This is a genomic window from Streptomyces sp. NPDC004788 (assembly GCF_053601115.1).
In genome coordinates, this window is record NZ_JBSGBF010000006.1 from 116,701 (window position 1) to 142,804 (window position 26,104).

Sequence of the window (26,104 nt, forward strand, 5' to 3'; positions counted from 1 at the left end):
TCTCCGTATGCAGGTGTGCGCTGCGGCCGCTTGCCGGACCGCTGCTTACAGGACCGGGAAGATCGCCGGCATCAGGTCCTGGAAGGTGCGGCCGTTGGCCGGGTTGCCGATGGCCGTCATCTGCCAGCCGGAACCGGCGCGGTGCACCTTGGCCATGATCTGCGCCGTGTACGGGCCGCCGCCGTTGAGCGTGTAGCGGGCGAGCTCCTGGCCGTTGGTCTCGTCCACGAGGCGGCAGAACGCGTTCTGCACCTCCTGGAAGGTCTGGCCGGTGAAGGAGTTCACCGTGAAGACGATCTGGTCGATGTGGACCGGGACCCGCTGGAGGTCCACCAGGATCGCCTCGTCGTCACCGCCCTGGCCGACGCCGCCCACCAGGTTGTCGCCGGTGTGGCGGACGGAGCCGTCGTCGCTGATCAGGTGACGGAAGAAGACCACGTCCACGGGCTGCTTGTCGGCGAAGAGGACGGCCGAGGCGTCCAGGTCGATCTCACGCGTGCGCGAGCCGAACAGGCCGCGGCGGGGCGCCGCCTGCCAGCCCAGGCCCATCCGCACGGAGGTGAGGCTGCCCCCGCCCTGCTTCTCCAGGCTGATGGCCTGTCCCTTGGTCATGTTGACCGTCACGCGCTGCCCCTCTCATCGGTGTGTTCAGCACCCTACGCAGGGGCACTGACAACCCGCCCGGACGGGCCCGGTTTTGTGTCGGTCTTGCAACACACCGGGCCGCGTCCTGCCCCCTGGAGCGCCCCCCCTGGAGTGCCCGTCAGGCCAGTCCGGCCTCCTTCATCTGGCGCAGCTCCTTCTTCAGTGCGGACACCTCGTCGCGCAGTCGGGCGGCGACCTCGAACTGCAGCTCGGCGGCGGCGGCCCTCATGCGGTCGGTCATCTCCTCGATGATCCCGGCCAGTTCGGTCGCCGGGCGGTCGCCGAGCTCCATGGTCGCGCCCGCCTTGGCACCCTTCCGCTTCGGCGCGTGCGCGGCGAGCGAGGGGACCGGCGCCTTGGCGCCCTTGCCGTCCTTCGACTTGCGGTAGCCCGTACCGAGCAGCTCCTCGGTGTCGATCTCCTCGCGCGCGATCGTCGCGACGATGTCGTTGATCTTCTTGCGCAGCGGCTGCGGGTCGATGCCGTGGGCCTTGTTGTAGGCGATCTGCTTCTCGCGGCGCCGGTTGGTCTCGTCGATGGCCTGCGCCATCGCGGGGGTGACCGTGTCGGCGTACATGTGGACCTGGCCGGAGACGTTACGGGCGGCGCGGCCGATGGTCTGGATGAGCGAGGTGCCGGAGCGCAGGAAGCCCTGCTTGTCGGCGTCGAGGATGGCGACCAGGGACACCTCGGGCAGGTCGAGGCCCTCGCGGAGCAGGTTGATGCCGACCAGGACGTCGTACTCGCCGGAGCGCAGCTCGCGCAGCAGCTCGATGCGGCGCAGGGTGTCGACGTCGCTGTGCAGATAGCGGACCTGGATGCCCAGTTCGAGGAAGTAGTCGGTGAGGTCCTCGGCCATCTTCTTGGTGAGCGTGGTGACGAGGACGCGCTCGTCGCGCTCGGTGCGCAGCCGGATCTCGTGCACCAGGTCGTCGATCTGGCCCTCGGTGGGCTTGACGACGACCTCGGGGTCGACGAGGCCGGTCGGGCGGATGATCTGCTCGACGAAGCCGTCCCCGCGGGACAGCTCGTAGGTGCCGGGGGTCGCGGACAGATAGACGGTCTGGCCGATCCGCTCCTGGAACTCCTCCCACTTCAGCGGGCGGTTGTCGAGCGCCGAGGGAAGCCGGAAGCCGTGGTCGACGAGGGTGCGCTTGCGGGAGGCGTCGCCCTCGTACATGGCGCCGATCTGCGGCACGGTGACGTGCGACTCGTCGATGACGAGCAGGAAGTCCTCGGGGAAGTAGTCGAGGAGGGTGTTGGGCGGGGAGCCCGGCTGCCGGCCGTCGAAGTGCATCGAGTAGTTCTCGATGCCGGAGCAGGAGCCGATCTGGCGCATCATCTCGATGTCGTACGTGGTGCGCATGCGCAGCCGCTGGGCCTCCAGGAGCTTGCCCTGCTTCTCCAGCTCGGCCAGCCGCTGCTCCAGCTCGGCCTCGATGTCGTTGACGGCCCGCTCCATGCGCTCGGGTCCGGCGACGTAGTGGCTGGCGGGGAAGACGTACAGCTGCTGGTCGTCGCTGATGACCTCGCCGGTGAGCGGGTGGAGGGTGGAGAGCGCCTCGATCTCGTCGCCGAACATCTCGATGCGGACGGCGAGCTCCTCGTACACCGGGAAGATCTCGATGGTGTCGCCGCGCACCCGGAAGGTACCGCGGGCGAACGCCACGTCGTTGCGGGTGTACTGGATGTCGACGAAGCGGCGGAGCAGCTGGTCGCGGTCGATCTCGTCGCCGACCTTGAGGGAGACCATCCGGTCCACGTACTCCTGCGGCGTGCCGAGACCGTAGATGCAGGAGACGGAGGCGACCACGATCACGTCGCGCCGGGTCAGCAGCGAGTTGGTGGCGGAGTGGCGCAGCCGCTCGACCTCCTCGTTGATGGAGGAGTCCTTCTCGATGTAGGTGTCCGACTGCGGGACGTACGCCTCGGGCTGGTAGTAGTCGTAGTACGAGACGAAGTACTCGACCGCGTTGTTCGGCAGGAGCTCGCGGAACTCGTTGGCCAGCTGGGCGGCCAGCGTCTTGTTCGGCGCCATCACCAGGGTGGGGCGCTGGAGCTTCTCGATCATCCAGGCGGTCGTGGCCGACTTGCCCGTGCCGGTGGCGCCGAGCAGCACGACGTCCTTCTCGCCGGCGCGGATGCGCCGGTCGAGCTCGGCGATGGCCGTCGGCTGGTCGCCGCTGGGCTGGTAGGGGCTGACGACCTCGAAGGGCGCCACCGTACGTTCGATCTTGGAGACTGGCCGCATGCAACCACCGTACGACCCGGCACTGACAGCGGGCGTGTGATCGGCCCGGAGGCGGCCCGGCGGGGGCCGGTGGAGGCGGTGGCGGCCCCTCGCTCACCAGTCCTGGGAGCGGTACGCGTCGCGGTGCACGGCCCGGCGGCCGCCGCGGGCGGCGGGGCGGGCGGAGGACCAGTTGGCGGGCTCGCCGTAGGCGGCGACGCGGCGCGGGACGGGCACGCCGGGCGCGCCGTGGCGGTAGCCGCCGCGGGCGATGGGCCGCTGCCAGTCCGGCTCGCCCATGACGAGCAGCGGGTCGAACATCACCACGACGGCGGCGAGCAGCAGGAAGACGCCCGGGCCGACGAGCATGGGCAGCAGCAGCGAGGTGGTGCTGTCGCCGGTGCCGGCGGCGGGGGTGCCGTGGAGCTCGACATGGACCGCCGCCATGGCGGTGTAGTGCATGCCGCTGACCGCGAGCCCCATGACCAGGCTGGCGCCCAGGCTGGCCATGAAGCCGTGCACGGAGACGGCCGCCCAGAGGGCGGCGGTCGCGGCCACGACGGCGATGACCACGGAGAGGGCGACGGTGACGGTGTCGTACTGGATCTGCCCGTGCAGCCGCATTCCGGCCATGCCCAGGTAGTGCATGGTGGCGACGCCGAGACCGGTGATGGTGCCGCCGGTGACCAGGGTCAGCGGGGTCGCGCCGCGGTAGCCGACGATGAAGATGCCGATGCCGACCATGAGGATGGCGACGCCGAGGCTGGCGAAGGTGATCGGGCGGTCGTAGCTGATCGGGGCCTGCTGGACGGAGAAGCCCATCATGGCGATGAAGTGCATGGTCCAGATGCCGGTGCCGATGGAGGTGGCGCCGAGCGCCAGCCAGCCGGCCTTGAAACTGTCGCGGTGGCGCAGCGATCTGGTGGTGCAGCGCAGTCCGAGCGCGCCGCCGAGGCAGGCCATGAGGAAGGCGGCCACCGGTGTGACCAGGCCGTAGCTGAATCCGTCGACCGTGCCCTGCATGAGCGTCCGTCCTCCACCCCTGGTGCAACGTCGTCCGAAAACAGTCGGTACCGCTGAGTAGTGCTACCGGATTATGGCGCCCACCAGGGGCCTCCGGCCATGCGGTCCGGGAATTGCCCGCCCCCGGTGTCGGTGCCGGGCCGTATGGTGATCGGCATGGGACAGGAGAAGCCGGGGGCGGAGCGGCCGGTGGGGCGCGTGGAGTGGACGGTGGTGCCGAGCGGCATCGGTCCACTGCTGCTCGCCGCGACGGACCGGGGCCTCGTGAGCGTGAACTTCCATGCCGACGGGCGGGTGCTGGAGCGCGTCCTTGACCGGCTCGCGGCCGCGCTGGGCGTGGAGCTGGTGCGGTGCGAGACGGGTCGGCTGGCCGAGCCGATACGGCAGATCCGGGCGTACTTCGACGGGACCCTGCAGAGCTTCGACGTCAAGCTCGACTGGTCGCTGGTGACCGGATTCAACCGTCAGGTGCTGCGCGAGCTGGCGGACGGCGTCCCGTACGGGTCGGTGGTGGCGTACGGGGAGCTGGCCCGGCGCGTCGGGCAGCCGTCGGCCGCGCAGGCGGTCGGCGCGGCGATGGGATCCAATCCGCTGCCCGTGGTGGTGCCGTGCCACCGGGTGGTGGAGAGCGACGGCGGGATCGGGGGCTTCGGCGGCGGTCTGGAGACCAAGCGGAAGCTGCTCGCCCTGGAGGGCGTGCTGCCGGAGCCGCTCTTCTGAGCCGCTGTTCTGAGTCGCTGTTCTGAGTCGCTGTTCTCGTTCGTTCGCGGTTCTGAGCCGCTTCGCCGCCCGGGCGTTCCCACACTGTGGGAACGCTGGCACTATGCGTAAGTGACCAACAGCTCCAGCGCCCCTGACGCCGTACTGTCGACCGCGATATCCGCCCCCACCACCGTCTCCCCCGAGCGGCTCCCGGCGCTGCGGCGCCGCATCCGGGCCGTGCTCATCGCCACCCAGATCCTCGGCGGACTCGGCATCGCGATCGGTGTCGCCCTCGCCGCCGTCCTCGCCAAGGAGGTCAGCGGCACGGAGGCGCTGTCGGGTCTCGCGTCGACGGCGACGGTGGCCGGGCCGGCCCTCCTCGCGATGCCGCTCGCCTCGCTGATGGGCCGGCGCGGCCGGCGCGCCGGACTCGTCCTCGCCTATCTGGTCGGCGCGCTCGGCGCCGGAGTCGCGGTGCTCGGCGCCGTCGTCGACAGCTTCCCCGTGCTCCTGGTGGGCCTGGTCGGCTTCGGTGCGGGCTCCTCGGCCAACCTCGCGGCGCGGTTCGCCGCCGCGGACCTCGCCGAGCCCGACCGCCGGGCCCGGGCCATCTCCACGGTGGTCTGGGCCACCACCATCGGCGCCGTCCTCGGCCCGAACGTCGCGGCCCCGGCCGGCGAGAGCGTGGCGGGTCTCGGCATCCCCGTCGCCGCCGGGCCCTTCGTCTGGGCGTCCGGCGTCTTCGTCTTCGCCGCGGCCATGGTGGCCCTGCTGCTGCGCCCCGACCCGCTGCTCACCGCCCGCGCCCTCGCCGGCCCGGAGGAGGCCGCGGCCGCCGACAGCCGTTCCCTCAAGGCCGGCCTGCGGGCCGTACGGGAGTCCTCCCGCGCCCGGCTAGCCCTGGTGACCGTCGCCGGCTCGCACACCGCGATGGTGTCGATCATGTCGATGACCCCGGTCGCGCTCAGCCACCACGGCGCGGACATCCGGATGATCGGCCTGGTGATCAGCGGCCACATCGCCGGCATGTACGCCTTCTCGCCCGTCATGGGCTGGCTCTCCGACCGGCTCGGCCGTCTCTCCGTCATCGGCCTCGCGGTCGCCCTGATCGCCGTGGCCGCACTCCTCGCCGGCACCTCCGGCGCCAGCCACGGCCAGACCGCGCTCGGCCTCTTCGTCCTGGGCCTCGGCTGGTCCGCCGGCCTCGTCTCGGGCTCGGCACTCCTCACGGACTCCGTCCCGCAGGCCGCCCGGGCCGCCGTCCAGGGACTCTCCGACTTCATCATGAACACCTCGGCCGGACTCGGCGGCCTCGCCGCGGGCCTGATCGTCTCGCAGGCCGGCTACGGCTGGCTGAACCTGGTCGCGGCGTGCCTGCTGGTGCCGATGACGCTGCTCGCGGTGCGGAGGGGCGTGCGGCGAGGCTGAGGCGGGCGGGGGCGGGCTCGTGGATCCAATATCCGGGAGGCCGGATGTTGGATCCCGGATCCGGCTGCCTGGGTCCGGGATGCTGGATCCAACATCTCGGATCCAACATCTCGGATCCAATATCCCGGAGCCGATATCCCGGAGAAGCGGACTCGACGGACGCTCAGAGGCTGATGTGGTACGCCTTGCGCAGCGTCTCGTGGACGGTCCAGGTGGTGCGGTCACCCTCACGCAGCACGCACGCGTCGCCCGGGCCTATCTCCAGCGTCTCGCCGCCCTCGACCTCGACCGTGGCGCGGCCGCTGACGACGACGAAGAGCTCGTTCGCCTCCGTGTCGGTGACGACGCCGGGGGTGATCTGCCAGATGCCCCGGATCTGCTTGCCGTCGGCGGACTCCCACAGGACCTTGCCGCTCACCTCGGGGGTGCCGGAGACGATCTGGGCGGGGTCGAGGGGATCGGCTTCGAGGTCGGCGTCGGGGATGTGGACGGCGAAGGAGGGCTGCTCGTGAGTGGTCATGGGCGGTGACTGTAGCCGGGCGCGGGAGCCGTCCCACGGCGGGTACGGCATGGAAACGGGGAGCTCCGCTTCGCCTTCCCACCTGGGCACTTCACCCGCGCGGGAACGCGACGGAATCCGCAGCGGGGATGTGCCGCGCGGCTACGGCGCGAGCGGCGGGCCACTGACGCGCGAAGGACTCACGCGGCACCGATTCCGCAGCGGCCGGGCGCACGCGGGTGGGCCGGCGCATTCGGCGACGAGGAGGGAAGCGGAGGCGCGTTCTCCGCTCCCGCGCGCTGAAACCCGCGCCCGGGCGGACGGCGCCCGCGAGGGTCGCCGCTGGTCGCACGCGGCGCCTTTGGTGGGCCCAATGACGCTCAAGCGAGGGGCGTCATGCCCCCTGACATGCGAGCCCGGGAGCGTCACACTCCCCATCGAGCCACTCCCCCACGACTCCCCCCACTCCGGACAGGAGAGTGCGATGTCGGCCACCCCCACCCTGCTCCGCGCCGCCGTCCTGACGGCGGCGGCCCTGCTGACCGCCGCCACGGCCGCCCCCACCGCCACGGCCACCGCCGCCCCCGCCTCCGATCCCGCGCCGGGCGCCGCGTACAAGGCCGCCCACGACACCCTCGGGCCGCAGCGGCTCACCCCGGCCCAGCGCCGGCTGGCCGCCGCCAAGCAGGCCGAGGCGGTGAGAACGTACGAGAGCGCACGCACCCTGAGCGCGTCGGGCGTCCTCGCCGGATACAAGCTGTCCAGCGGCATCCACCAGTCGCAGCAGACCTCGTACTGGTGCGGCCCGGCCACCCTGGTCATCACCCAGTCCGCCCACGACGAGGTCGCCGGCCGCTCCCAGCAGGACGCGGCGACGCTGCTCAAGACGACCACCTCGGGCACCGCGTGGTACGGAGTCGACATCAACGTGCCGAGCCCCACCGGCTATCCGATGGCGGACGCGCTCAACTACCGCCTGCCGGGCGCCGGCTACGTGCCCAACGCGCTGCCCTACACCCCGACGGCCACCGACAAGACCGCCTTCAAGCAGCACATCACCCACAACACCGACTATGACTACGCCATCGCGGGCAACGCCTGGGAGGTGCCGGGCGGACCGCATCTCGTGGGTCACCCCAACATCGAGATCTTCCACTGGGTGACCATCGACGGCTACAACACCGACACGGCGGCCGGGGAGGTCGACTACCTGGATCCCGTCGGCGGGGTGAGCACCAGCGTCATCTCGTGGGCGGGGTCGGTGCCGAAGTCCGCGCACATCTCCTCCGACACCCTCACCACCATCATGGGCGGCCGTGGCTACGTCTGGTAGACACCGCCGCTCCCTATGCGGCGTGGGCGCCCTGCTGCTGGGCCTGGCCGGCGCCCTCGCCACCGGCTGTACGACGGACGGCGCGCCCGCGCCCGTACGGACGACACCGCGGGGTGCCGGGCCGGCCTGCGAGGTGCCGCTGCCCGCCGCGTGGCGCGCGGCCTTCGCCGCGGGCACGTACCGGCCGCCGGCCGGGTCGCGTCCGGTCCTCGCGGACGCGGGCCCGGGCTGGACCGCGCTCCAGCTCAGCGACGCGGACGGGCGCCGGGCGGTCCTCGCCCGGGCGGGCGAGGCGGCCCCCCGTGCCCTGCTGCGCTTCGCCGACCCGGTCGAACACCAGCTGCTCGCCGCCGACTTCGACGGGCGCCGGTGGGCCGCGTTCGTGGTCCTGGAGGGCCGGACGCTGGACAGCCCGTGGAGCCTGTACGGCTGGGACGCGGTCACCGGCCGGACGCATCGCCTCGCGCACGCCGGCCTGCCCGGCCCGCTCCCCAGCCCGGTCGTCCACGACGGCACCGTGGTGTGGGCGCAGGGCACCGGATCCGGCAGGGCAACGCTCTTCGCCGCGCCGGCGGGCGGCGGGCACGCGCGCGCGTGGCACACGGGAGTGCTCGACACGCCGTTCGCCGCGGGCGGGCTCGTGGTGTGGCGCGAGGCGGTGGGCGGCGGCACCCGCCCGGCGGCCGTCTCCGCGGCCGACGGGCGGCCGGCGGCGCTGCCCGGCCCGATCGCCGCGCTGCGCGATGTGCGCGCTCTCGCCTCCGACGGCACCACCTGGGCCTGGGTGGCGGGCGAGAGCGCGCCCCGCCTGATGGTGTGGCGCGCGGGCGAGGCGCGGCCCGTGGCCGCCGTGAGCGGCTCGCCCGCCGCGGACGGCATGGACCAGCTGCGGATCGCCGGGCGCCTGGTCGTCTGGCGCACGCCGGAGACCTCGTACGCGCTCGACCCCGGCTCGGGTGCCTACACGGCGATCACGCCCGCGTACGGCTACGCCGCGGCCTCCGGGACCGGTCTGGCGCTCGCGTACAGCCTCGGGAACGCCAAGGCGGCCGACGCGCGGACCGTGATCCAGGCGGTGGACGCGGCCCGGCTGCCCCGGCTGCCCGGCTGTGGCTGATGTTCGCCGGCGAGGTTTGCGGGATGTGCCGGTGCGCCAGACATCGAACATGTCCACACAGGTGTCCGAAGAGGTCCGGGAGGCGCTCCACGAGGGGCGTCCCGTGGTCGCGCTCGAGTCGACGATCATCGCCCACGGCCTGCCCCGGCCGCGCAACCTGGCCGTTGCGCACGAGCTGGAGGCCCTGGTGCGGGACGGCGGGGCGGTGCCGGCCACGATCGCGGTGATCGACGGCACGGCCCGGATCGGCCTCGACCCGGCGGCGCTGATCCGCATCGCGGAGGATCCGTCGGTGCGCAAGCTCGGCCACCGCGATCTGGCCCCGGCGCTCGCGGCTGGCGCGACGGGCGCGACCACGGTCTCGGCGACGGCCTGGCTCGCCGACTCGGCCGGCATACGGGTGTTCGCGACCGGCGGCCTCGGCGGAGTGCACCGGGAGTGGGCCGAGACGCAGGACGAGTCCGCGGACCTGCGGCTGCTCGCCCAGGTCGGGATCACCGTGGTGTGCGCGGGCGTGAAGTCGATCCTCGACGTGCCGGCGACCCTGCAGCGCCTGGAGACGCTGGGAGTGACGGTCGTCGGCTACCGCACGGACCGGTTCCCCGGCTTCTATCTGTCGTCCTCCGGGGAGCCCGTCGACTGGACGGTACGGACCCCGCAGGGCGTGGCGCGGGTGATGCGCGCCCGGGACGAGCTGGGCGGGCCGCGGGCGGCGCTGATCGTCGGCAACCCGGTCGCGGCCGATCAGCAGCTGGATCCGGAGCTGCACGACCGGGTGCTCGCGCAGGGGCTCGCGACGGCGCGCGAGAAGGGCGTCACCGGGCAGGCCGTGACCCCGTTCCTGCTGGACTACCTGATGGTGCACACGGAAGGGGCGTCGCTGGAGGCGAATCTGGCGGCGGTCCGGGGCAACGTGTGGCTCGCGGCGCGGATCGCGGCCGCCTACCGCGAGCTGCCGTGACCGGGCCGGACCGCGCGCCGGCAGGCGGGCCGGGCGCGCTCCTGGTCGTCGGTGACGTCGTCACGGACGTCGTCGCCCGGCACCGTACGCCGCTCGTGCCCGCGACCGACACGGCGGCGGAGATCCGCACGCTGCCGGGCGGCGCCGGGGCGAACGCCGCCTGCTGGGCGGCGCGTTCGGGCTGCGCCGACGTACGGATCCTGGCGCGGGTGGGTGCCGAGGCGCTGGCGTGGCATTCCGCGGAGCTGCGCCGGGCGGGTGTACGGCCGCTGCTCGTCCGGGATCAGGAGGCGTCCACGGCGTCGGTGATCGCACTGGTGGGCCCGGACGCGGAGCGCACGTTCCTGACGGACAGCGGGGCGGCGCTGCGGCTCGCGCCGGACGACTGGGCGCCGGAACTGCTGGCCGGGGTCGCCCGGGTGCACCTGTCCGGGTATCTGTTCTTCGCCGCCGAGAGCCGGGAGACGGCGGGGCGGGTGCTGCGGGACGCACGGGCGGCGGGCGTGCCGGTGAGCGTGGACCCGGCCTCGGCCGGCTTCCTGAAGGAGCTGGGTGCGGAGTCCTTCCTCGCGGCCGTGGACGGCTCGGAGTGCCTGCTGCCGAACGCGGACGAGGCCCGCCTCCTCACCGGCCGCACCGACCCGGCCGACGCGGCTGTGGTGCTCAGCCGCCGGTTCCCGCTGGTCGCGGTCACCTTGGGAGCCGAGGGCGCGGTCGTCGCGGCGAACGGCCTCGTGATCGCCCGGGTCCCGGCCCCGCCGGCCCGCCCGGTGGACTCCACGGGCGCGGGCGACGCCTTCACCGGCGCCTTCCTGGCCGCTCGCCTCGCCGGGGCGGACCTGGCCGAGGCGGCCGCCTCGGGCTGCCGGGCCGGTGCCCTGGCGGTGAGCGGGGTGGGCGGACGGCCCGCTACTCCCTGAAGCCCGTCCAGGCGGGTCGGCGCGGGTCGTCGACGCGCACGACGGCGTCGGCGGTGTCGGCCGGGCCGACCTCCTGCTCGTAACGCGCGAAGGCGGGCAGCGTCCACGGCTGTTCGGTGCGGCGGGCGAGCGCGCCGGGCGAAAGCCGCAGGTGCACCTTCAGGTCGAACGGGAACCAGTGGCCGAGCAGGAACGGGCCGTGAACGACCAGCACCCCACCTGGCGGCAGCGGTACGGCAGGGCTGCGCGTGGCCCGGTCGGTGACCGGGTCCCACAGGTCGGGCAGCACCCGTCCGCTGCCACCCGGCTCCAGCGGACCGAACACCTCCCGCCACAGCGCCCCGGTGTCGAACCAGCCGCTGTAGTACGCGTCGGGGTCCTGCTTGCCGTACTCGAACCGCAGCGACGCCGGCCGCAGAAACCCGCCGGTGCCGACCACCAGCACGGACCGGCCGCGCAGCCGCAGCACCTCGGCGACTCGCTCCGCGAACTCCGCGCCCTGGGCGGCGGGGGCGCCGTCGATGCCGACCTTGAGCCGGTCGCCGCCGTCTCCGGGCTCGGCTCGGTCGACGCGGTCGGCGACGGCGTCGGCGAGCCGCTCCCAGGTGATCGCTTGGAATCGCATCCGTCCCATCCTGCCGCATGGATCCAGGACATTGGAGGTTGGAGGTTGGAGGTTGGAGGTTGGAGGTTGGATCCAACCTCCACGGTCCTGGCTCCAGGACATTGGATCCAGGATTTGACCTTGCCACTGACGGCAGGGTTCGACGATCGGCGCATGAGCGACAGCAAGCAGGAGCAGAAGAACAACCGCGTCGTCGTGGTCACCGGCGCCGGCACCGGGATCGGCCGCGCCACCGCGCGGGCCTTCGCGCGGCAGGGCGCCACCGTCCTCGCCGTGGGTCGCAGGCCGGAGCCGCTCGACGAGACGGCGACTGGGTTTGTGGGCATCCGGCCACTGGTCGCGGACATCACCGCGCCCGGCGCCCCCGAAGAGATCGTGCGCGCGGCCGTGGACACGTACGGACGGATCGACGTGCTGGTCAACAACGCGGGGATCGGCGGCGGCGGGCCGCTCGGCACCCTGGACCGCGGGGTGATCGGCCCGCTCCTGGAGACCAACCTCATCGCCCCGGTCCTGCTCACGCAGGCAGCCGTGCCGGCGCTGGAGGACGCCCAGGGCGTCGTCGTCAACGTCACGACCACGATCGGGCAGCGCGGCTGGCCGCACAACTCCTTCTACCCGGCCACGAAGAGCGCCCTGGAGACGCTGACGCGCTGCTGGGCCGTGGAGCTCGCTCCGCGCGGCGTGCGGGTGGTGGCGGTCGCGCCCGGCGCGATCGAGACGCCGATCGCCGACCACATGGGGCTGGGCCCCGAGCAGCGGAAGGCCCTGCGGGAGTGGCAGCTGGCGCACATCCCGCTGGGCCGGATCGGCCGCCCGGAGGACGTGGCGTGGGCGATCGCCGCGCTGGCCGCCCCGGACGCCGCGTACCTGACGGGCACGGTGCTGCCCGTCGACGGAGGCGCCCTGGTCTCGTGATACGACTGCGCGAGGAGGTGGGGGCCTTGCGCATCGGTGAACTGGCCCGGAGGACCGGGACGACGGCACGCGCCCTGCGCCATTACGAGCAGGCGGGGTTGATCTCCTCGGTGCGCGCGGCCAACGGGTACCGGGTGTACGACGAGAGCGCCGTGGTTCGCGTATCCAATATCAGGTATCTGCTCGGTGCGGGCCTGACGTTGGAGGACGTGGCGGCGTTCGCCGCCTGCCTCGACGGCGACATGCCCGCCACCGCCCCCTCCCCGCGCGGTCTCGCGATCGCCCGTGAACGGCTCGCGGTCCTCGACGCGCGGATCGCGGCGCAGACGGAGGCCAGGGAGCGGCTCGCCGCCGCCCTGGCCTCCCACGCGCAGGCTGGGCCCGGCCCGTCCGCCACGCAGGCCGGAGCGGGATAGCCCACCCGCTCAGGAAGCGTGGATCCCGCTCGGCTCCTGGAGTTCGACGCGGCCCGACTCGACCGCCTCCGCGAGCGTCAGTTCGCCCGCCACCAGCGCCCGGCAGGTCGCCGCGTCCGTCCGCAGCCGTACCTCCGCGTCGGCCGCCGGCCCGTCCCCGTACGCCGCACCCCCGTGGTCGCCCTGCCCGTCGCCCCCGGCCCGTACGTGGAACTCCCCCTCGTCCAGGGTGACCTGGACGACCTTCGCACCGAGCCCCTCCAGCGCACCGAGCAGCGGGATGGCGAACCAGTGGGCGCGCACGGCGTCGGTCGGCCGGGGCTCGTCGAGGGCGGGCGCGCCCCAGGCGGCGAGGGCGCGCAGGACCGGGAGCAGTTCGCGGCCGCGGTCGGTGAGCTCGTACACGTACGCCGAGGCGGGGGGCGGCAGCCGGCGGCGGGTGACGAGTTCGGCGCTCTCCATGTCCTTGAGCCGGCCGGCGAGCATGTCGGTGCTGACGCCGGGGAGGTCGGCGTGCAGATCGGTGTAGCGGCGCGGTCCGGCGAGGAGTTCACGGACGATCAGCAGCGTCCAGCGGTCACCGACGGCGTCGAGGGCGCGGGCTGCGGCGCAGTACTGGTCGTAGCTTCGGCGGCGGGCCTGCCGCGGCGGACGTGACTGTGCTGACTGTGCTGACTGAGCGGGCATGCGACGCAGTCTAGACATGTTGTTGGACTTTCCAAGCTCGAACTTGGTAAAACCAAGCATCAACACTTCTGGGGAGGTCGGCACATGGAGTTCCGGCAGTCGAGCAAGCTCAGCGAGGTCTGCTACGAGATCCGCGGCCCGGTCATCGAGCACGCCAACGCCCTGGAGGAGGCGGGCCACAGCGTGCTCCGCCTCAACACCGGCAACCCCGCGCTCTTCGGCTTCGAGGCGCCGGAGGAGATCGTCCAGGACATGATCCGGATGCTCCCGCGGGCGCACGGCTACACCGACTCCCGCGGCATCCTCTCCGCCCGCCGCGCCGTGGCCCAGCGCTACCAGTCGATGGGGCTGCCGGACGTCGACGTCGACGACATCTACCTCGGCAACGGCGTCTCGGAACTGATCTCCATGGCCACCCAGGCCCTCCTGGAGGACGGCGATGAGGTCCTGATCCCGGCCCCCGACTACCCGCTGTGGACCGCCGTGGTGACGCTCGCCGGCGGCAAGCCCGTGCACTACCTGTGCGACGAGTCGGCCGACTGGTACCCCGACCTCGACGACATGGCGGCGAAGATCACCGACCGGACCCGGGCCGTCGTCGTCATCAACCCCAACAACCCCACGGGCGCCGTCTATCCGAAGGAGATCGTCGAGGGCATCCTCGACCTCGCCCGCCGCCACAACCTGATGGTCTTCGCCGACGAGATCTACGACCAGATCGTCTACGACGAAGCCGTCCACTACCCGGCCGCCTCTCTCGCCCCCGACCTGGTCGTGCTCACCTTCGGCGGCCTGTCCAAGACCTACCGGGTGGCCGGATTCCGCTCCGGCTGGCTCGTCGTCACCGGCCCCAAGGAGCACGCCAAGAGCTATCTGGAGGGCCTGGGCATGCTGGCCTCCATGCGGCTGTGCCCCAACGCGCCCGCGCAGTACGCCATCCAGGCCGCGCTCGGCGGCCGGCAGTCCATCCACGAGCTCACCGCCCCCGGCGGCCGGCTGCGCGAGCAGCGCGACCGGGCCTGGGAGAAGCTCAACGAGATCCCCGGCGTCTCCTGCGTCAAGCCGAAGGGCGCGCTCTACGCCTTCCCGCGCCTCGATCCGGCGGTGTACCCGATCCACGACGACGAGAAGTTCGTCCTCGACCTGCTGCTGCGCGAGAAGATCCAGGTCGTGCAGGGCACCGGCTTCAACTGGCCGCGCCCGGACCACTTCCGCATCCTCACGCTGCCGTACGTGGACGACCTGGACGCCGCGATCAGCCGCATCGGGCGCTTCCTCGGCGGATACCGGCAGTAGCCCCCTCCGTCCGCGACCTCGGAAGAAGTTCCGTGTTCCTGCGATGATCTGACGGTTCATCGCAGGAGAGAGGAGCGGATCCGTCATGGATGCGGCGCTGATAGCCGTCGTCGGGACCCTGCTGGGCGTGGTCGCCACGCACTGGTTCCAGGGCCGGGCCACCGAGCGCACCGCCGCGCTCGCCAGGACCGAGCAGTTGCGGCAGGAGCGGATCGCGACCTACAGCGCCTTCGCGGGCGCGGTCGTGGACTACCGGCAGAGCCAGAACGACCGCTGGTTCAAGGCTCATCTCCAGCCGGGCTCGGAGGCGGCGGAGCAGTCCCGGCTCGCCTCCTACCGGCAGCGCACCACCGCCCGGCAGGCGCTCTTCCGGGTGCAGCTCGTCTGCGACGACCCGCGCGTCCGCCAGCTCGCCGAGGCCGCGTTCGAGGTCACCCACTGCATGCACGAGGCCGCCGACGACGCCGAGCGCTCGCGGCGCGCGGACGAGGCGAAGGAGGCCCTCGCCCTCTTCGTGGCGGCGGCCGCGCCGGGCGTGCGCTGAGCGAACCGGCGCACGCACCCCGGCGTGAGCGGCGTGTACCGGACCCGCTCCGGGGCATCGGGCAGCTCCCGTACGGGTAGAAGACCGTCGTGGATCTCGTCGCCCCCGTCGTGGTCGAACCGCTCAGACGGCGCCGCTGCTCGGAGTGCCACCAGGGGCCGCTGGAGCGGATGATCGTCGAGTTCAACGCGCCCGTCTGTCTGGACTGCGCCGATCTCGGTCATCTGGTGTTCCTGCGCCGCGGCGACACGGCCCTCACCCGCCGGGCGCGCGAGGGCAGTTCGCTGTGGGCGGTGGTGGTGCGGCACAACCGCCGGCGCACCCGGTACGAGCGTCAGGGCCTGCTCGTCGAGGAGCCGGCGCTGGTCCGGGCGGAGGCGGCGTGCCTCGCGGACGCCGAGGCGCGGGCGCGGCGCCGGGCCAGGGACGCGGCGCGCCGGGCCGAGCGGGACGCGGAGTTCACCGCGGCCCTGGAGGCGGAGATCCGGCGGCTCTTCCCGGGCTGCCCGGCCGACCGGGCGGCGGAGATCGCCGCCCACGCCTCGGCCAGGGGCAGCGGGCGGGTGGGGCGTACGGCCGCCGGCCGGGCCCTCGACCCGGGCGCGGTCGCGGCAGCGGTGCGGGCCGCCGTACGACATGTCGACACCGAATACGACACCCTGCTCATGGCCGGGGTGCCACGGCACCAGGCCCGGGCGAGAATCGCGCCCGCCATCGAGGCGGTCATCCGGGCCTGGCGTGCGGGCTGAGGGGCGCGGCGACGCGGCGCCCTGAGCTCAGCCCTTGGTTCGCCCTACGAGCCGTACGACGCGTGTCGGTTCGGCACGGCCCGGGACGGCCGGGTAGGGCGGGGTACGACGGACGCGTCCGGCGCGTCGGTGGTGCGGGCCTCGGTTCAGCCCTGGTCGGCCGACGCGCGACGGGCCCTGCGGTACAGCAGCGCGCCGCCGAGGAGCAGCGCGGCGCTCGCCGGGGCGGCGAAACCGAGGGAGTCCGCGCCGGTGCTGGCGAGCGAGACGTGCTCGGACTGCGGGGCCGGGCGGTGCTGGCCGGTGCTGTGGGCGGGCGGCACGTGGTGGGCCGGGGTCGGCGGGTGCGGGGTCGGGGTCCCGGGGTGCTCGCACTCCTCCCGGGACTCGTTGACCGAGGTGTTGCCGGTGGTGGGGTTGCCGATGCCGACGACGTTGACCGAGTTGCCGCTGAGGTTGACGGGGAGGTCGATCGGCAGCTGGAGGCCGTTGCCGGAGAGCACGCCCGGGGAGCCCACGGCGTGGCTCTCGGCGGTGGCGCCGCCGCCGTTGGACGCGCCACCGCCGTGGGACCCGCCGCCGTGCCCACCGCTGTCGGAGGAGCCGGTGCGCGGGGTGCCCGGCAGGTCCTTGTGGGCCGGGCCGCTGTCCTCGGAGCCGTAACCCCCGGACCCGGCGGAGCGGTTGGCGCAGCTGTTGCCGGCCGCGGGGTTGAGCAGCCCGACCACGTTGACGGTGTTCCCACAGGCGTTCACAGGGAGGTGCACCGGCAGCTGAACAGCGTTGCCGGAGCCGACCCCCGGCGAGCCGACGGCGGCACCCTGCGCCGTGGAGTCGGCGTGGGCGGCGCCCGCCGAGAGCGCCAGCGCGCCACCGGTGACCAACAGTGTGGCCAGACCACTTCGGCGAATCTGCCTCATGGCTTCCTGCCTTCCGGATGTCTTCACGGGCACTCGCCCGTACCCGAGACAACGCCATCCGCGAGGTGCCCGGATCCGAAGCCCGGCGGGTTTCACTCCATCGAGGGAGTGTGAACCGGGCGGATCATGTCCCGACGTCGGGTGTTCGCGGTGGGTTACGGTGACACGCACGTGACCGGAGAGGGTCCGGAGGGGGCGTGGTGACCGTGGGGCGGGAGTGGCTGCGGGTGCCAGTGGGCCGGGACGCGGCGCGCTGGCGGACCCGGGAGCCCGCGCGTACGGTCCTGTTCGTCGTCCACAACGTCACCTCGGCCACCCGGTTGCTCGACGTGCTGCCGCTCTTCGACGACGCCCTCGACGTGCAGACCCTCGCGACCTGCACGGGTTCCTCGCCGTTCCTGGCCGGGGTGCCGGAGCTGCTCGACCGGGCGGGGCTGCCGGTGGTGCCGTGGGAGCAGGCGAAGGAACTGGCCGTGGGCGGAGCCGTCGACCTCGCGATCAGCGCCAGCTACGGCGGCGAACTTCAGGTGTTTCAGGGGAAGTTGACCATCCTCTCACACGGCGCCGGATACAATAAGAGGCTGGCGACACCGGACACCGGACACCGGACACCGGACACCGGACACCGGGCTCGGGGCGTGGGGCGGGAACGGCGGTGCGCCCGTCTTCGGCATGGACCCGGAGTGGCTGCTCCACGAGGGCAAGCCGCTCGCCGCGGCGACCGTGCTCTCCCACCCCGAACAGCTCGACCGACTGCGGCGCGCCTGCCCCGAGGCCGCCGAGACTGCTGTCCTCGCCGGTGACCCCTGCTTCGACCGGATGCTCGGCCTCCGCCACCGGCGCCCTGCCCTGCGACGGGCGTTCGGGGCCGGTGACGGGCGCCGGCTCGTCGTCCTGAACTCCACCTGGGGCCGCGCCTCCCTCGCCGGATCGGACGCCTTCCCCGCCCTCCTGCGGGAGTTGACGGAGACGCTGCCGGTGGACGAGTACCGGCTGTGCGCCGTGCTGCACCCCAACATCTGGTACGGGCACGGGCCCGGCCAGGTCCGCGCCTGGCTGCGCCGGGCCGCCGGCTCCGGGGTCCTCCTCGTCGACCCGGTCGAGCACTGGCGGCAGGCGGTCGTGGCGGCCGACTGCGTCATCGGCGACCACGGCTCCGTCACCTACTACGCGGCCGCGCTCGGTCTGCCGGTGCTGCTCGGAGCCTTCCCGCAGGACGAGCTCGACCCCGCGTCGCCCGTCGCCGCGCTCGGCCGGGCCGCTCCGGCACTGCGTCCGGGGGTGCCGTTGCGGGCGCAGCTCGACGCGGTGATCGACGGCCACGCGCCCGGGCGGTACGACGGGTTCGCGGCGGCGGCCACCTCGGCCCCTGGTGCGTCGGCGGCGCTGCTGCGGACGCTGTTCCACACCGCACTCGGCCTGCCCGAGCCCGTACGTCCGGCCCGGCTGCCGTCGCTGCCGGTACCGGTACAGGTCGTCCCGGCCCCGGCCCCGGCCCCGGCCCCGGGCCCGGCAGGGACGGAGACCCCGCAGGTCGGCGTGCCGGTCCGGGTCCTCACCACGGTCCGGGACTCCCCCGGCGGTCCGCCCGAGGTGGCGGTCACCCGCTATGCCGATCCGCTCGCGGAGCCCGAGGTCCCCGCGGCGGAAGACGCGCACACGGTCGTCGACGACGACACCGCCGACGCGGGGCGGCTCGCGCTCGCGGACGTCGTCACCGACGGCGGCCGGACCGGCGACGCTCCCGGCCCGCGCGCCGCGGAGCTCCTGGCCCAGCGCCCGTACGCCGCGCTCGCCGCCGTCGCGACGGGCCCGGGTCGCTGTCTGGTCCGCGACCGGGACGGCACGGTCCTCGAACTGACCGCGCTCCCCCGCCCGGACGGCTTCGCCGATCCGTGCGACCCCTTCGCGTACGCCTCGGCCGTCCACGCCTGGCGCGCGAGCGGCCGACCGCTCTCGGTACTCGTCGCCGCCGGTGTCCTCGTCGTGGCGACGGGCTCGGTGCGCCACCGGGTCGCGGTGCGGGCCGCGCCGGGCGTCGACGGCTAGCCGAGGGCCTCCCGCTCGGCGCGCAGGGCGGCCGCCTGGGGCGCGCCGAGGCGTTCGTACCGCTCGATCGCCTCGGTCAGGAAACTCCTGCGCTCCGCCACGCTCGCCGCGGCCCTGGCGCGCAGCGCCGCGAGGGCCGCCTCCTGGACCGGCACCCGCTCGCGGGCCATCCGCCCGGCCGCGTCGGCGAGGAGGCCAGCGGCGCGCTCGCGGTCGCCGGTGGCGAGGGCCGCCTCGCCGAGGCTGGTGAGGACACGGGCCTCGTTGTACGGGTCGGGCAGTGCGGCCATCAGCTCCCGGGCCCGCTCCAGGGTGGCGACGGCGTCCGCGTGCCGGCCCTGGCCGGAGAGCGCGCGGCCCAGATGGTGGGCGAGGAGGGCCTGGGCCCGCGGGTCCTCGGTGAGGGTCCGGGCGGTACGGAAGGAGTCGGCGGCCTCGTCGTGGCGGCCCTGGGCGAGCCGCACCAGGCCGATGGATTCCACCGCCGTCGCCTCTCCCGTACGGAAGGCGGCGCGCCGGTCGGCCTCGGCGGCGGCGGTGAACGCCGCCTCGGCCTCGTCGTACCGGCCGAGGCCGTGGAGGGCGAAGCCGAGCTGGGTGTGCATGCGGCCCTCGGCGCCGGGCGGCGCGGGGCAGCGGGTGACGGCCGCGATGCCGAGGCGGTGGGTGGCCAGCCACTCCTCGTGGAAACCCTGCCGGAAGAACAGGCTCCAGAGCGCCTCGCACAACTGCCAGGTGAGGTCGTCGAATCCGTATGCGTCGGCGGTGCGCACGGCCTCGACGAGGTTCTCGCGCTCGGCCAGCTGCCAGTCGGTCGCGGCGTCGGGGGTGGTGGGGACCTCGGGGCCGTGCGGCAGGTGGGCGTAGACGGGACCGAGGCGCCAACGGCCGGGCATGACGCGGGCGTCCGCGGCGGCGGCCACGGCCAGGTGGTGGCGCAGGAGCCGCCCGACCGCCGCGGCGCACCGGCCCGGTCCGTCGGTTTCGAGCGCGCGGCGCTCGGCGTGGGCACGGAGCAGGTCGTGGTAGCGGTAGCGGCCCGACCCGTACTCCTCCACGAGGTGGAGCGACGCCAGCTCTTCGAGCAGGGCGGCGGCCCGCTCCACCGGGACCTCGGCGAGCGCGGCGGCCGCCGGGGCGGTGAGTCCGGCCCAGGGGCGCAGCCCGCCGAGCCGGTAGAGGCGGGCGGCATCGGGCGTGAGGTCCTCGTACGAGGTGTCGGCGGTGGCGGTGACGGGATCGCGTCCCCCGGGGCCGTCGCGGCCGGGGTCGGCCGCCGCGGACGTGGCCATGTCGCGCTCCAGCTGCTGCCAGGTGAGATGGGTGCGTACGGCGAGGCGCTCGCCGGCCATGCACAGGGCGAGCGGCAGTCCGCCGCAGCGCCGGGCGACGGCCTGCGCGCCGCTGTGGGCGCGGGAGGCGTCGCGGCCGGACAGCCGGGTGAGGAGGAGGGCGGAGTCGGCGGGCCCGAGCGGGGTGAGGGCGAGGCGGTGGGCGCCGACCTCGCGGGTGAGGCCGTCTAGCCGGCGGCGGCTGGTGACCAGGGTGAGCGAGCCGGGACCGGTGGGCAGCAGGGGGAGCACCTGGGCGGCCGAGTGGGCGTTGTCGAGCACGGTGAGCAGGCGGCGGTCCGCGGTGAGCGTGCGGAACCAGTCGATCTGTTCCTGCTCGTCGGCCGGCACGTACTGCGGGGCGACGCCGAGGGCCCGCAGGAAGCGGGCCAGGACCGTGGAGGGCGTGGCGGCCGTGGCGGTGGCGTCGCCGCGCAGGTCCGCGTGGAGCTGGCCGCCGCCGAAGCGGCCGCGGAGGCGGGCCGCGAAGTGGAGCGCGGTGGCGGACTTGCCGATGCCACCGGTGCCGGTGAGCACCACCACCCGGGGCGCCGGGTCGTCGTCGGCGCCGTCCAGCAGGGCGGTGAGCCGGTCGAGTTCGTCGTGGCGGTCGGTGAAGTGACGGGTCGGGGGCGGGAGTAACCCGGGCGGCGGGCTGCCCGGGACGATCGCCGGGACGACGGCCTCCACCGTGAGCGTGTCGATCCGCCCGGCCTGGACGACGGTTCCGTGGACCGTGCCGCCGACGTCGTTGCGTACGACGGGGTCGAGGGTCATGGGCGGGAGCCGTCCTGGCCGCCGCCCACGCCGGTTCCGCCGGCCCGATGGGCCGTCACCGGTCCGACGGTGCCGGTCTGGATGAAGAGCCCGTGGTTGACTCCGCCGCTGATGCTGTTGTTCACGACCATCGTGGGCCGCTCCGCCGGACCCTCCGCGCCCGCCAACTCGTCCAGGATCTCCTGGAGTTCGCGTGCCGACTCGGGATCTGCCAGCAGGCTGCGCCGCATCCGCGCCCGCCACTCGACGTGCGCCTCGGTCCGGGCCTCGGTCGCCGTCTCCTCGTCGCCGCTCCGCTCGGCGCGGATCAGTTCGTCGCGCGCGGCCTCGAGTTCGGCGCCGACCGCCTCCTCGTCGGCTCCGGAGCGCGCGGCGAAGTACGCCGCGATCCGGGTGCGGGCCCGCTCCCAGCCGTCGCTCACCATGTGCTGCACGAGGGCGGTCGCCCCCGTCGTCGCCAGTGCCACCAACTCGGCTTCCACCAGGCCCCCTTCGAAGCGTCGTGCGTCCCTGTCCAGCCTATCGGTCACCTGCCGAGCAGGTCGGTGATCACCCCCACCGGGTCGGCGTCCGGGGTGCCGCGCGGCCACCAGTCCTCGCGGTCGGCGTCCGACTCGTACCCGTACCAGAGGCCGTCGCGGCCGAGGCGGAGCTGGAGCGTTCGGGTGGAAAGCCGGTTGCGCCAGGGGCGGAAGGCGGGGAGGTCGGCGGCGAGCAGGGCGGGTCTGGCCCGGTCGAAGGGGCCGGCGGGCGGGTCCCAGGGTTCTTCCAGCACGGCGAGTCCGGCGGGGCCGCCCTGGCGCCAGGCGGCCACGGCTCGGGCGAGGTCGGTGGGGGTGCGGTCGAGCGCGTAGGCGAGGTCGCGGTAGAGGGCGCGGGTGGAGGCGGTGAGGCCGGATCCGGGGTGCGCGGCGGCCAGCCGTACCGCGTCCTGCCAGGGGGTGAGGGCGGCGACGGGGTCGTGTCCGGTGATGAGGAGGGCGTGGGCACGGGCGGCGGCCTCGGTGGCGAGGAGGTCGAGGGCGAGCGGGTCGGGCGCGTCGGGGTCGGCCGGGAAGACGGCGGGGCGGCCGGGCTGCGCGGGCGCGGGCAGCGGCGGCGGCAGGGGCGGGAGGGTGTGGCCGGTGGTGGGGGCGAGCACGGTGCGGGCCGGGAGGCTGGGCAGGGCGGGGCCGGCCGTCGCCGTCCCGGTGCGCTCGGCGGCGGCGCGGGCGGCGTTGCGGCGGGTGAGGGCGGCGAGGAGTTCCTGTTCGCCGCGGCCGCGCATCAGGAAGAGGACGAACGGGTCCTCGTCGAGGAGGCGGGCGGACTGGTAGCAGAGGGCGGCGGCGTGTTTGCAGGGGTAGCCGTCGTCGGGGCAGGAGCAGTCGGGGACGAGTTCGCCGGGCGCGGGCAGGAGTCCGGTGACGGCTTGCAGGGCGTGCGGGACGTCCTTGTCGAGCAGGGCGGCGATGTGCTCGGGCCGGGCGGCGGCCTCGTCGAGGAACCGCTCCCAGTCGTCGTCGCCGAGGGTCCGCAGCCGGATCTCGGTGCGGTACGGGCGGGGGCGGCTGCCGTGGACGTAGGCGACGACCCGGCCGGGGGTGACGGTGATGGCGTCGACGTGGCCGCGCTGGGCGTATGCCTTGCCGCGGGCGAGCCGGGCCGGGTCGAGGGCGGTGTCCTCCAGGGCGTCGACCCAGGCGTTGCCCCACCAGGTGGCGGCGAAGCGTCCGTCGGGTGCGCTGTGCGGGGCGAGCTGGGGGAAGGTGCGGCGCCGGTCGTCGTGGCGGGGCAGGGCGCCGGCCCGGGGGCCGGGGCGGCCGGGGAGGCGGGGCGTCATGCGGGCCTCCTCAGGGACACCAGGTCGGCCAGCTCGCGGTCGGTGAGTTCGGTGAGGGCGGCCTCGCCGGAACCGAGGACGGCGTCGGCGAGGGCCCGCTTGGCGCGGAGCATCTCGGCGATGCTGTCCTCCACCGTGCCTTCGGCGATCAGCCGGTGGACCTGGACGGGCTGGGTCTGGCCGATGCGGTAGGCGCGGTCGGTGGCCTGTTCCTCGACGGCCGGGTTCCACCAGCGGTCGTAGTGGACGACATGGCCGGCCCGGGTGAGGTTGAGGCCGGTGCCGGCGGCCTTCAGGGAGAGCAGGAAGACGGGGACCTCGCCGTTCTGGAAGCGGTCGACCATCCGTTCGCGCTCGGCGACGGGCGTGCCGCCGTGGAGCAGCTGGGCGGGGATGCCCCGGCCGGCGAGGTGGTCGGCGAGGAGCCGGGCCATCGACACGTACTGCGTGAAGACGAGGACGGAGCCGTCCTCGGCCAGGATCGTGTCGAGCAGCTCGTCGAGGAGCGCGAGCTTGCCGGAGCGGCCGGCGAGCCGTGGGGTGCGCTGCCCGGTCGCGGCCGCCCGGGTGCCCGGTGGGGTCTGCGCGGCCGGTTCCTTGAGGTACTGGGCGGGGTGGTTGCAGATCTGCTTGAGCGAGGTGAGCAGCTTCATGATCAGTCCGCGGCGGGCGATGCCCTCGGCGCCCTCGATCTGTGCCATCGTCTCGCGCACCACCGCCTCGTAGAGGGAGGCCTGTTCGCGGGTGAGCGGGACGGGGTGGTCGGACTCGGTCTTGGGCGGCAGCTCGGGGACGATGCCCGGGTCGGACTTGCGGCGGCGCAGCAGGAACGGCCGGACCAGGCGGGCGAGGCGCTCGACCGCCTCCTCGTTGTCGAGCTCCTCGCTGTTCTCGACGGCGCGGGCGTGCCGGGCGCGGAACGCCTTCAGGGGGCCGAGGAGGCCGGGGGTGGTCCAGTCGAGGAGCGCCCACAGCTCGGAGAGGTTGTTCTCGACGGGGGTGCCGGTGAGCGCGACCCGGGCGGGGGCGGGGAGGGTGCGCAGCGCCTTGGCGGTCGCCGAGAAGGGGTTCTTGACGTGCTGGGCCTCGTCGGCGACGACCATGCCCCACTGCTGCTCGGCGAGCCGGGGAGCGCTGGTGCGCAGGGTGCCGTAGGTGGTGAGGACGAAGCCGCCGTCGAGTCCTGCGAGAGTGCGGCCGGTGCCGTGGAAGCGGCGGACGGGGACGCCGGGCGCGAAGCGCTGGATCTCGCGCTGCCAGTTGCCGAGGAGCGACGCCGGGCAGACGACGAGGGTGGGGTGGCGGTGGGCGCGGCGCAGGTGGAGGGCGATGAGGGTGACGGTCTTGCCGAGGCCCATGTCGTCGGCGAGGCAGCCGCCGAGTCCGAGGGAGGTCATGAGGTCGAGCCAGGCGAGGCCGCGCAGCTGGTAGTCGCGCAGGGTGGCGTCGAGTCCGGGCGGCGGCGGGATGTCCTCGGGGCCGGCGAGGAGCCGGTCCCGGAGGGTGGCGAGGGCGCCGACGGGGACGGCGGGGACGGTCTCGCCGTCGATGTCGGCGGTGCCGGTGAGGGCGACGGCGAGCGCGTCGGCCGGTTGCAGGAGTCCGAGTTCGCGCTTGCGGGCCTTGCGGACGAGATCGGGGTCGACCACCACCCACTGGTCGCGCAGGCGCACCACGGGTCGGTGGGCCTCGGCGAGGGCGTCCATCTCGCGGGTGGTGAGCGGGTCGCCGTCGAGGGCGAGCTGCCAGTTGAAGCGGAGCAGTTCGGCGCTGTCGAAGAAGCCGGTTCCGTCGGTCGCGGAGCCGGGCGCGGTGCGGGCGGGGCGCACGACGGCGGAGGCGGTCAGCGAGCGGACGAGGTCGCGGGGCCAGTGGACGACGACCCCGGCGTCGGCGAGCCGGGCGGCGGCGGGGCCGAGCAGCTCGTACAGCTCGTCCTCGGAGAGCGCGAGGACGTCGGGCACCTCCCGTTCGAGCAGGCGGCCGAGGGGTGGCCAGACGCGGGCGGCGCGGCGCAGGGCGAGGACGGCGTCGATCCGGGCGCGAGGCCCGAAGTGCTCGTCGCCTTCGCCGGCCCAGAGGGCGGCGGCGTCGATGACGAGGGTGGGGTCGGCGAGGCTGTGCACCTGGAGGAGGGCGGCAGCGGCCTGCCGCCGCTCGACACCGCCGCCGTCCCCGGTCCCGGCCCCGTCGGCCCCGTCGACCTCGTCGGCCGCCGGGTCGGAGATGTCGAAGAGCTCGTACGCGGACAGGTCGAGGCGCAGCGAGACGCGCACCCCGGCGTCCATGCCGGCGGCGGCCTCGGCTGCCCAGGCCCGCGCGCGGGGCAGATGCAGGGGCTCGCGGGCGGCGAAGGGCGCGCCGACGGCGTGCGGCGCGGCGGGGGTGCGGGGCAGGGTGTCGGCGACGGCGTCGAGGAACGCGCGCACCAGCGCCTCGGGCTCGGGCAGCCGCAGCGGGCCGCGGCCGGGCACGGGCGTGGCGTGGGCCTCGTACGGCATGGCGGCGGCGATCGCCCGCAGATGGGCGATGTCGTCGGCGTCGAGCGGTCCGGCCCGCCAGGCGTCGTGGTCGTCGGCGGTGAGGCCGGGAAGGAGCCGGGCGCGGGCGACCAGATGGAGCGCGTGCAGGGCGGCGGCGCCCCAGCAGGCGGCGGCGGGGTGCGCTGCCGGATGCCGGCGGGCGGCGACCAGGGCGGGCAGGGCGTCGGCGACGGGCAGGATCACGGCGGGCACGGTCCGGCTGCGCACTCCCGTGCCGTGGCGCCGTACGACGGTCAGCTCGCCGCGCTCGGCGGAGCCGGGCAGCTCCTCCGCGCCGCCCTCCGTCGGCCGGTCGTCGGGTGCGGCAGGCCGTACGGGCCCGGCGCCGGGCAGCGGCCCGCCGTCGGGGGCCCAGAAGGCGATCCGGCCCTCGCGGGGCAGGTCGGCGGGCAGGAAGACGGCCGCGAGGCCGCACAGGGCGCTCCAGGTGTGGGTCACGGCGCTGCTCACCTCCCGATCCGCGACGGATTCCGACTGGATCTCCGACCTTACGGGTGGGGACTGACAATGCCCCTCGGCGGCACTTCCCCCGGGCGGCCCAGCAGTACGTGACAGGCCGTGCGGGAGGG

23 protein-coding genes are annotated in these 26,104 nt (G+C 74.3%); 12 read left to right on the plus strand and 11 right to left on the minus strand.

The window, feature by feature from the left end; genetic code table 11:
- Positions 1 to 45: 45 nt before the first annotated feature.
- The 3 genes from ACWEJX_RS05530 to ACWEJX_RS05540 all read right to left on the minus strand — a co-directional run bounded on the left by ACWEJX_RS05530 (position 46) and on the right by ACWEJX_RS05540 (position 3,898).
- Entirely contained in the window at positions 46 to 624 is a 579-nt protein-coding gene (locus ACWEJX_RS05530; protein WP_451606218.1) for a TerD family protein, read from the minus strand.
- A gap of 139 nt (positions 625 to 763) precedes the next feature.
- Positions 764 to 2,896 carry an excinuclease ABC subunit UvrB gene (gene uvrB / locus ACWEJX_RS05535; protein WP_451606219.1) on the minus strand — a complete coding sequence of 711 codons (2,133 nt, stop codon included), beginning with the start codon at positions 2,894 to 2,896 and terminating at the stop codon, positions 764 to 766.
- A 93-nt stretch (positions 2,897 to 2,989) separates the two neighbouring features.
- Complete coding sequence (locus ACWEJX_RS05540) at positions 2,990 to 3,898, minus strand: MHYT domain-containing protein (protein ID WP_451606220.1); 909 nt, start codon at positions 3,896 to 3,898, stop codon at positions 2,990 to 2,992.
- A 156-nt stretch (positions 3,899 to 4,054) separates the two neighbouring features.
- Here ACWEJX_RS05540 and ACWEJX_RS05545 point away from each other — a divergent pair, with 156 nt between their 5' ends.
- A complete protein-coding gene (locus tag ACWEJX_RS05545) occupies positions 4,055 to 4,618 on the plus strand; it encodes a methylated-DNA--[protein]-cysteine S-methyltransferase (RefSeq protein ID WP_451606221.1) in 564 nt (187 codons plus the stop codon).
- A 111-nt stretch (positions 4,619 to 4,729) separates the two neighbouring features.
- Positions 4,730 to 6,028 (plus strand): MFS transporter, encoded by a 1,299-nt coding sequence (locus tag ACWEJX_RS05550; RefSeq protein WP_451606222.1) that lies wholly within the window; start codon positions 4,730 to 4,732, stop codon positions 6,026 to 6,028.
- A 163-nt stretch (positions 6,029 to 6,191) separates the two neighbouring features.
- Here the strand turns inward: ACWEJX_RS05550 and ACWEJX_RS05555 are convergent, their stop codons facing one another.
- Positions 6,192 to 6,548: a cupin domain-containing protein gene (locus ACWEJX_RS05555; protein ID WP_403797929.1), complete on the minus strand. Its 357-nt coding sequence runs from the start codon at positions 6,546 to 6,548 to the stop codon at positions 6,192 to 6,194.
- Positions 6,549 to 7,011: 463 nt separating this feature from the next.
- Here ACWEJX_RS05555 and ACWEJX_RS05560 point away from each other — a divergent pair, with 463 nt between their 5' ends.
- From ACWEJX_RS05560 to ACWEJX_RS05575, 4 genes are read left to right on the plus strand one after another with little or no spacing between them, the layout of a single operon-like run.
- The gene (locus ACWEJX_RS05560) at positions 7,012 to 7,860 is read left to right on the plus strand and encodes a hypothetical protein (protein ID WP_451606223.1); all 849 of its coding nucleotides are present in this window, start codon (positions 7,012 to 7,014) and stop codon (positions 7,858 to 7,860) included.
- Between the two features lie 22 nt (positions 7,861 to 7,882).
- Positions 7,883 to 8,977: a hypothetical protein gene (locus ACWEJX_RS05565; protein WP_451606224.1), complete on the plus strand. Its 1,095-nt coding sequence runs from the start codon at positions 7,883 to 7,885 to the stop codon at positions 8,975 to 8,977.
- Between the two features lie 49 nt (positions 8,978 to 9,026).
- Positions 9,027 to 9,938, plus strand: a complete 912-nt coding sequence (locus ACWEJX_RS05570; protein WP_451606225.1) for a pseudouridine-5'-phosphate glycosidase — start codon at positions 9,027 to 9,029, stop codon at positions 9,936 to 9,938.
- On the plus strand, positions 9,935 to 10,858 hold the full coding sequence (locus ACWEJX_RS05575) for a carbohydrate kinase family protein (RefSeq protein ID WP_451606226.1): 924 nt from the start codon (positions 9,935 to 9,937) through the stop codon (positions 10,856 to 10,858). Before ACWEJX_RS05570 ends, ACWEJX_RS05575 begins: the two co-directional genes overlap by 4 nt.
- On the opposite strand, the gene ACWEJX_RS05580 is transcribed toward ACWEJX_RS05575, so the two are convergent.
- Positions 10,848 to 11,483: a uridine kinase gene (locus ACWEJX_RS05580; RefSeq protein WP_451606227.1), complete on the minus strand. Its 636-nt coding sequence runs from the start codon at positions 11,481 to 11,483 to the stop codon at positions 10,848 to 10,850. The genes ACWEJX_RS05575 and ACWEJX_RS05580 overlap by 11 nt on opposite strands.
- Positions 11,484 to 11,636: 153 nt before the next feature.
- Between ACWEJX_RS05580 and ACWEJX_RS05585 the strand changes: the two genes are divergently transcribed.
- Both ACWEJX_RS05585 and ACWEJX_RS05590 read left to right on the plus strand, forming a co-directional pair.
- Positions 11,637 to 12,401, plus strand: a complete 765-nt coding sequence (locus tag ACWEJX_RS05585; RefSeq protein ID WP_451606228.1) for an SDR family NAD(P)-dependent oxidoreductase — start codon at positions 11,637 to 11,639, stop codon at positions 12,399 to 12,401.
- A gap of 26 nt (positions 12,402 to 12,427) precedes the next feature.
- Positions 12,428 to 12,817, plus strand: coding sequence for a MerR family transcriptional regulator (locus ACWEJX_RS05590; RefSeq protein ID WP_451606229.1), 390 nt, complete (start codon positions 12,428 to 12,430; stop codon positions 12,815 to 12,817).
- Between the two features lie 9 nt (positions 12,818 to 12,826).
- On the opposite strand, the gene ACWEJX_RS05595 is transcribed toward ACWEJX_RS05590, so the two are convergent.
- Positions 12,827 to 13,504 carry a winged helix-turn-helix transcriptional regulator gene (locus tag ACWEJX_RS05595; RefSeq protein ID WP_451606230.1) on the minus strand — a complete coding sequence of 226 codons (678 nt, stop codon included), beginning with the start codon at positions 13,502 to 13,504 and terminating at the stop codon, positions 12,827 to 12,829.
- 84 nt (positions 13,505 to 13,588) lie between these two features.
- Here ACWEJX_RS05595 and ACWEJX_RS05600 point away from each other — a divergent pair, with 84 nt between their 5' ends.
- From ACWEJX_RS05600 to ACWEJX_RS05610, 3 genes are all read left to right on the plus strand, one after another.
- On the plus strand, positions 13,589 to 14,800 hold the full coding sequence (locus ACWEJX_RS05600; RefSeq protein WP_451606231.1) for a pyridoxal phosphate-dependent aminotransferase: 1,212 nt from the start codon (positions 13,589 to 13,591) through the stop codon (positions 14,798 to 14,800).
- 85 nt (positions 14,801 to 14,885) lie between these two features.
- Entirely contained in the window at positions 14,886 to 15,344 is a 459-nt protein-coding gene (locus ACWEJX_RS05605) for a hypothetical protein (RefSeq protein ID WP_451606232.1), read from the plus strand.
- Between the two features lie 89 nt (positions 15,345 to 15,433).
- Positions 15,434 to 16,093, plus strand: a complete 660-nt coding sequence (locus tag ACWEJX_RS05610; RefSeq protein WP_451606233.1) for a DUF2293 domain-containing protein — start codon at positions 15,434 to 15,436, stop codon at positions 16,091 to 16,093.
- Positions 16,094 to 16,239: 146 nt separating this feature from the next.
- On the opposite strand, the gene ACWEJX_RS05615 is transcribed toward ACWEJX_RS05610, so the two are convergent.
- Positions 16,240 to 17,013: a chaplin gene (locus tag ACWEJX_RS05615; protein ID WP_451606234.1), complete on the minus strand. Its 774-nt coding sequence runs from the start codon at positions 17,011 to 17,013 to the stop codon at positions 16,240 to 16,242.
- 672 nt (positions 17,014 to 17,685) lie between these two features.
- On the opposite strand from ACWEJX_RS05615, the gene ACWEJX_RS05620 reads away from it, so the two are divergent.
- Complete coding sequence (locus tag ACWEJX_RS05620) at positions 17,686 to 19,062, plus strand: hypothetical protein (RefSeq protein WP_451606235.1); 1,377 nt, start codon at positions 17,686 to 17,688, stop codon at positions 19,060 to 19,062.
- Here the strand turns inward: ACWEJX_RS05620 and ACWEJX_RS05625 are convergent.
- From ACWEJX_RS05625 to ACWEJX_RS05640, 4 genes are read right to left on the minus strand one after another with little or no spacing between them, the layout of a single operon-like run.
- On the minus strand, positions 19,059 to 21,170 hold the full coding sequence (locus ACWEJX_RS05625) for a tetratricopeptide repeat protein (RefSeq protein WP_451606236.1): 2,112 nt from the start codon (positions 21,168 to 21,170) through the stop codon (positions 19,059 to 19,061). The genes ACWEJX_RS05620 and ACWEJX_RS05625 overlap by 4 nt on opposite strands.
- A complete protein-coding gene (locus ACWEJX_RS05630; protein ID WP_451606237.1) occupies positions 21,167 to 21,652 on the minus strand; it encodes a hypothetical protein in 486 nt (161 codons plus the stop codon). The genes ACWEJX_RS05625 and ACWEJX_RS05630 overlap by 4 nt, the downstream gene beginning before the upstream one ends.
- Positions 21,653 to 21,696: 44 nt before the next feature.
- Positions 21,697 to 22,992: an SWIM zinc finger family protein gene (locus ACWEJX_RS05635; protein WP_451606238.1), complete on the minus strand. Its 1,296-nt coding sequence runs from the start codon at positions 22,990 to 22,992 to the stop codon at positions 21,697 to 21,699.
- Positions 22,989 to 25,985, minus strand: coding sequence for a DEAD/DEAH box helicase (locus ACWEJX_RS05640; RefSeq protein ID WP_451606239.1), 2,997 nt, complete (start codon positions 25,983 to 25,985; stop codon positions 22,989 to 22,991). Before ACWEJX_RS05640 ends, ACWEJX_RS05635 begins: the two co-directional genes overlap by 4 nt.
- Between the last annotated feature and the right edge of the window lie 119 nt (positions 25,986 to 26,104).

What these genes read in the sequence shown, in the direction of transcription:
- uvrB (WP_451606219.1), bottom strand. Translation starts at nt 2,896, where the DNA reads ATGCGGCCAGTCTCCAAGATCGAACGTACGGTGGCGCCCTTCGAGGTC.
- ACWEJX_RS05540 (WP_451606220.1), bottom strand. Translation starts at nt 3,898, where the DNA reads ATGCAGGGCACGGTCGACGGATTCAGCTACGGCCTGGTCACACCGGTG.
- ACWEJX_RS05545 (WP_451606221.1), top strand. Translation starts at nt 4,055, where the DNA reads ATGGGACAGGAGAAGCCGGGGGCGGAGCGGCCGGTGGGGCGCGTGGAG.
- ACWEJX_RS05555 (WP_403797929.1), bottom strand. Translation starts at nt 6,548, where the DNA reads ATGACCACTCACGAGCAGCCCTCCTTCGCCGTCCACATCCCCGACGCC.
- ACWEJX_RS05560 (WP_451606223.1), top strand. Translation starts at nt 7,012, where the DNA reads ATGTCGGCCACCCCCACCCTGCTCCGCGCCGCCGTCCTGACGGCGGCG.
- ACWEJX_RS05570 (WP_451606225.1), top strand. Translation starts at nt 9,027, where the DNA reads ATGTCCACACAGGTGTCCGAAGAGGTCCGGGAGGCGCTCCACGAGGGG.
- ACWEJX_RS05580 (WP_451606227.1), bottom strand. Translation starts at nt 11,483, where the DNA reads ATGCGATTCCAAGCGATCACCTGGGAGCGGCTCGCCGACGCCGTCGCC.
- ACWEJX_RS05585 (WP_451606228.1), top strand. Translation starts at nt 11,637, where the DNA reads ATGAGCGACAGCAAGCAGGAGCAGAAGAACAACCGCGTCGTCGTGGTC.
- ACWEJX_RS05595 (WP_451606230.1), bottom strand. Translation starts at nt 13,504, where the DNA reads ATGCCCGCTCAGTCAGCACAGTCAGCACAGTCACGTCCGCCGCGGCAG.
- ACWEJX_RS05600 (WP_451606231.1), top strand. Translation starts at nt 13,589, where the DNA reads ATGGAGTTCCGGCAGTCGAGCAAGCTCAGCGAGGTCTGCTACGAGATC.
- ACWEJX_RS05605 (WP_451606232.1), top strand. Translation starts at nt 14,886, where the DNA reads ATGGATGCGGCGCTGATAGCCGTCGTCGGGACCCTGCTGGGCGTGGTC.
- ACWEJX_RS05615 (WP_451606234.1), bottom strand. Translation starts at nt 17,013, where the DNA reads ATGAGGCAGATTCGCCGAAGTGGTCTGGCCACACTGTTGGTCACCGGT.
- ACWEJX_RS05620 (WP_451606235.1), top strand. Translation starts at nt 17,686, where the DNA reads ATGGACCCGGAGTGGCTGCTCCACGAGGGCAAGCCGCTCGCCGCGGCG.
- ACWEJX_RS05625 (WP_451606236.1), bottom strand. Translation starts at nt 21,170, where the DNA reads ATGACCCTCGACCCCGTCGTACGCAACGACGTCGGCGGCACGGTCCAC.
- ACWEJX_RS05635 (WP_451606238.1), bottom strand. Translation starts at nt 22,992, where the DNA reads ATGACGCCCCGCCTCCCCGGCCGCCCCGGCCCCCGGGCCGGCGCCCTG.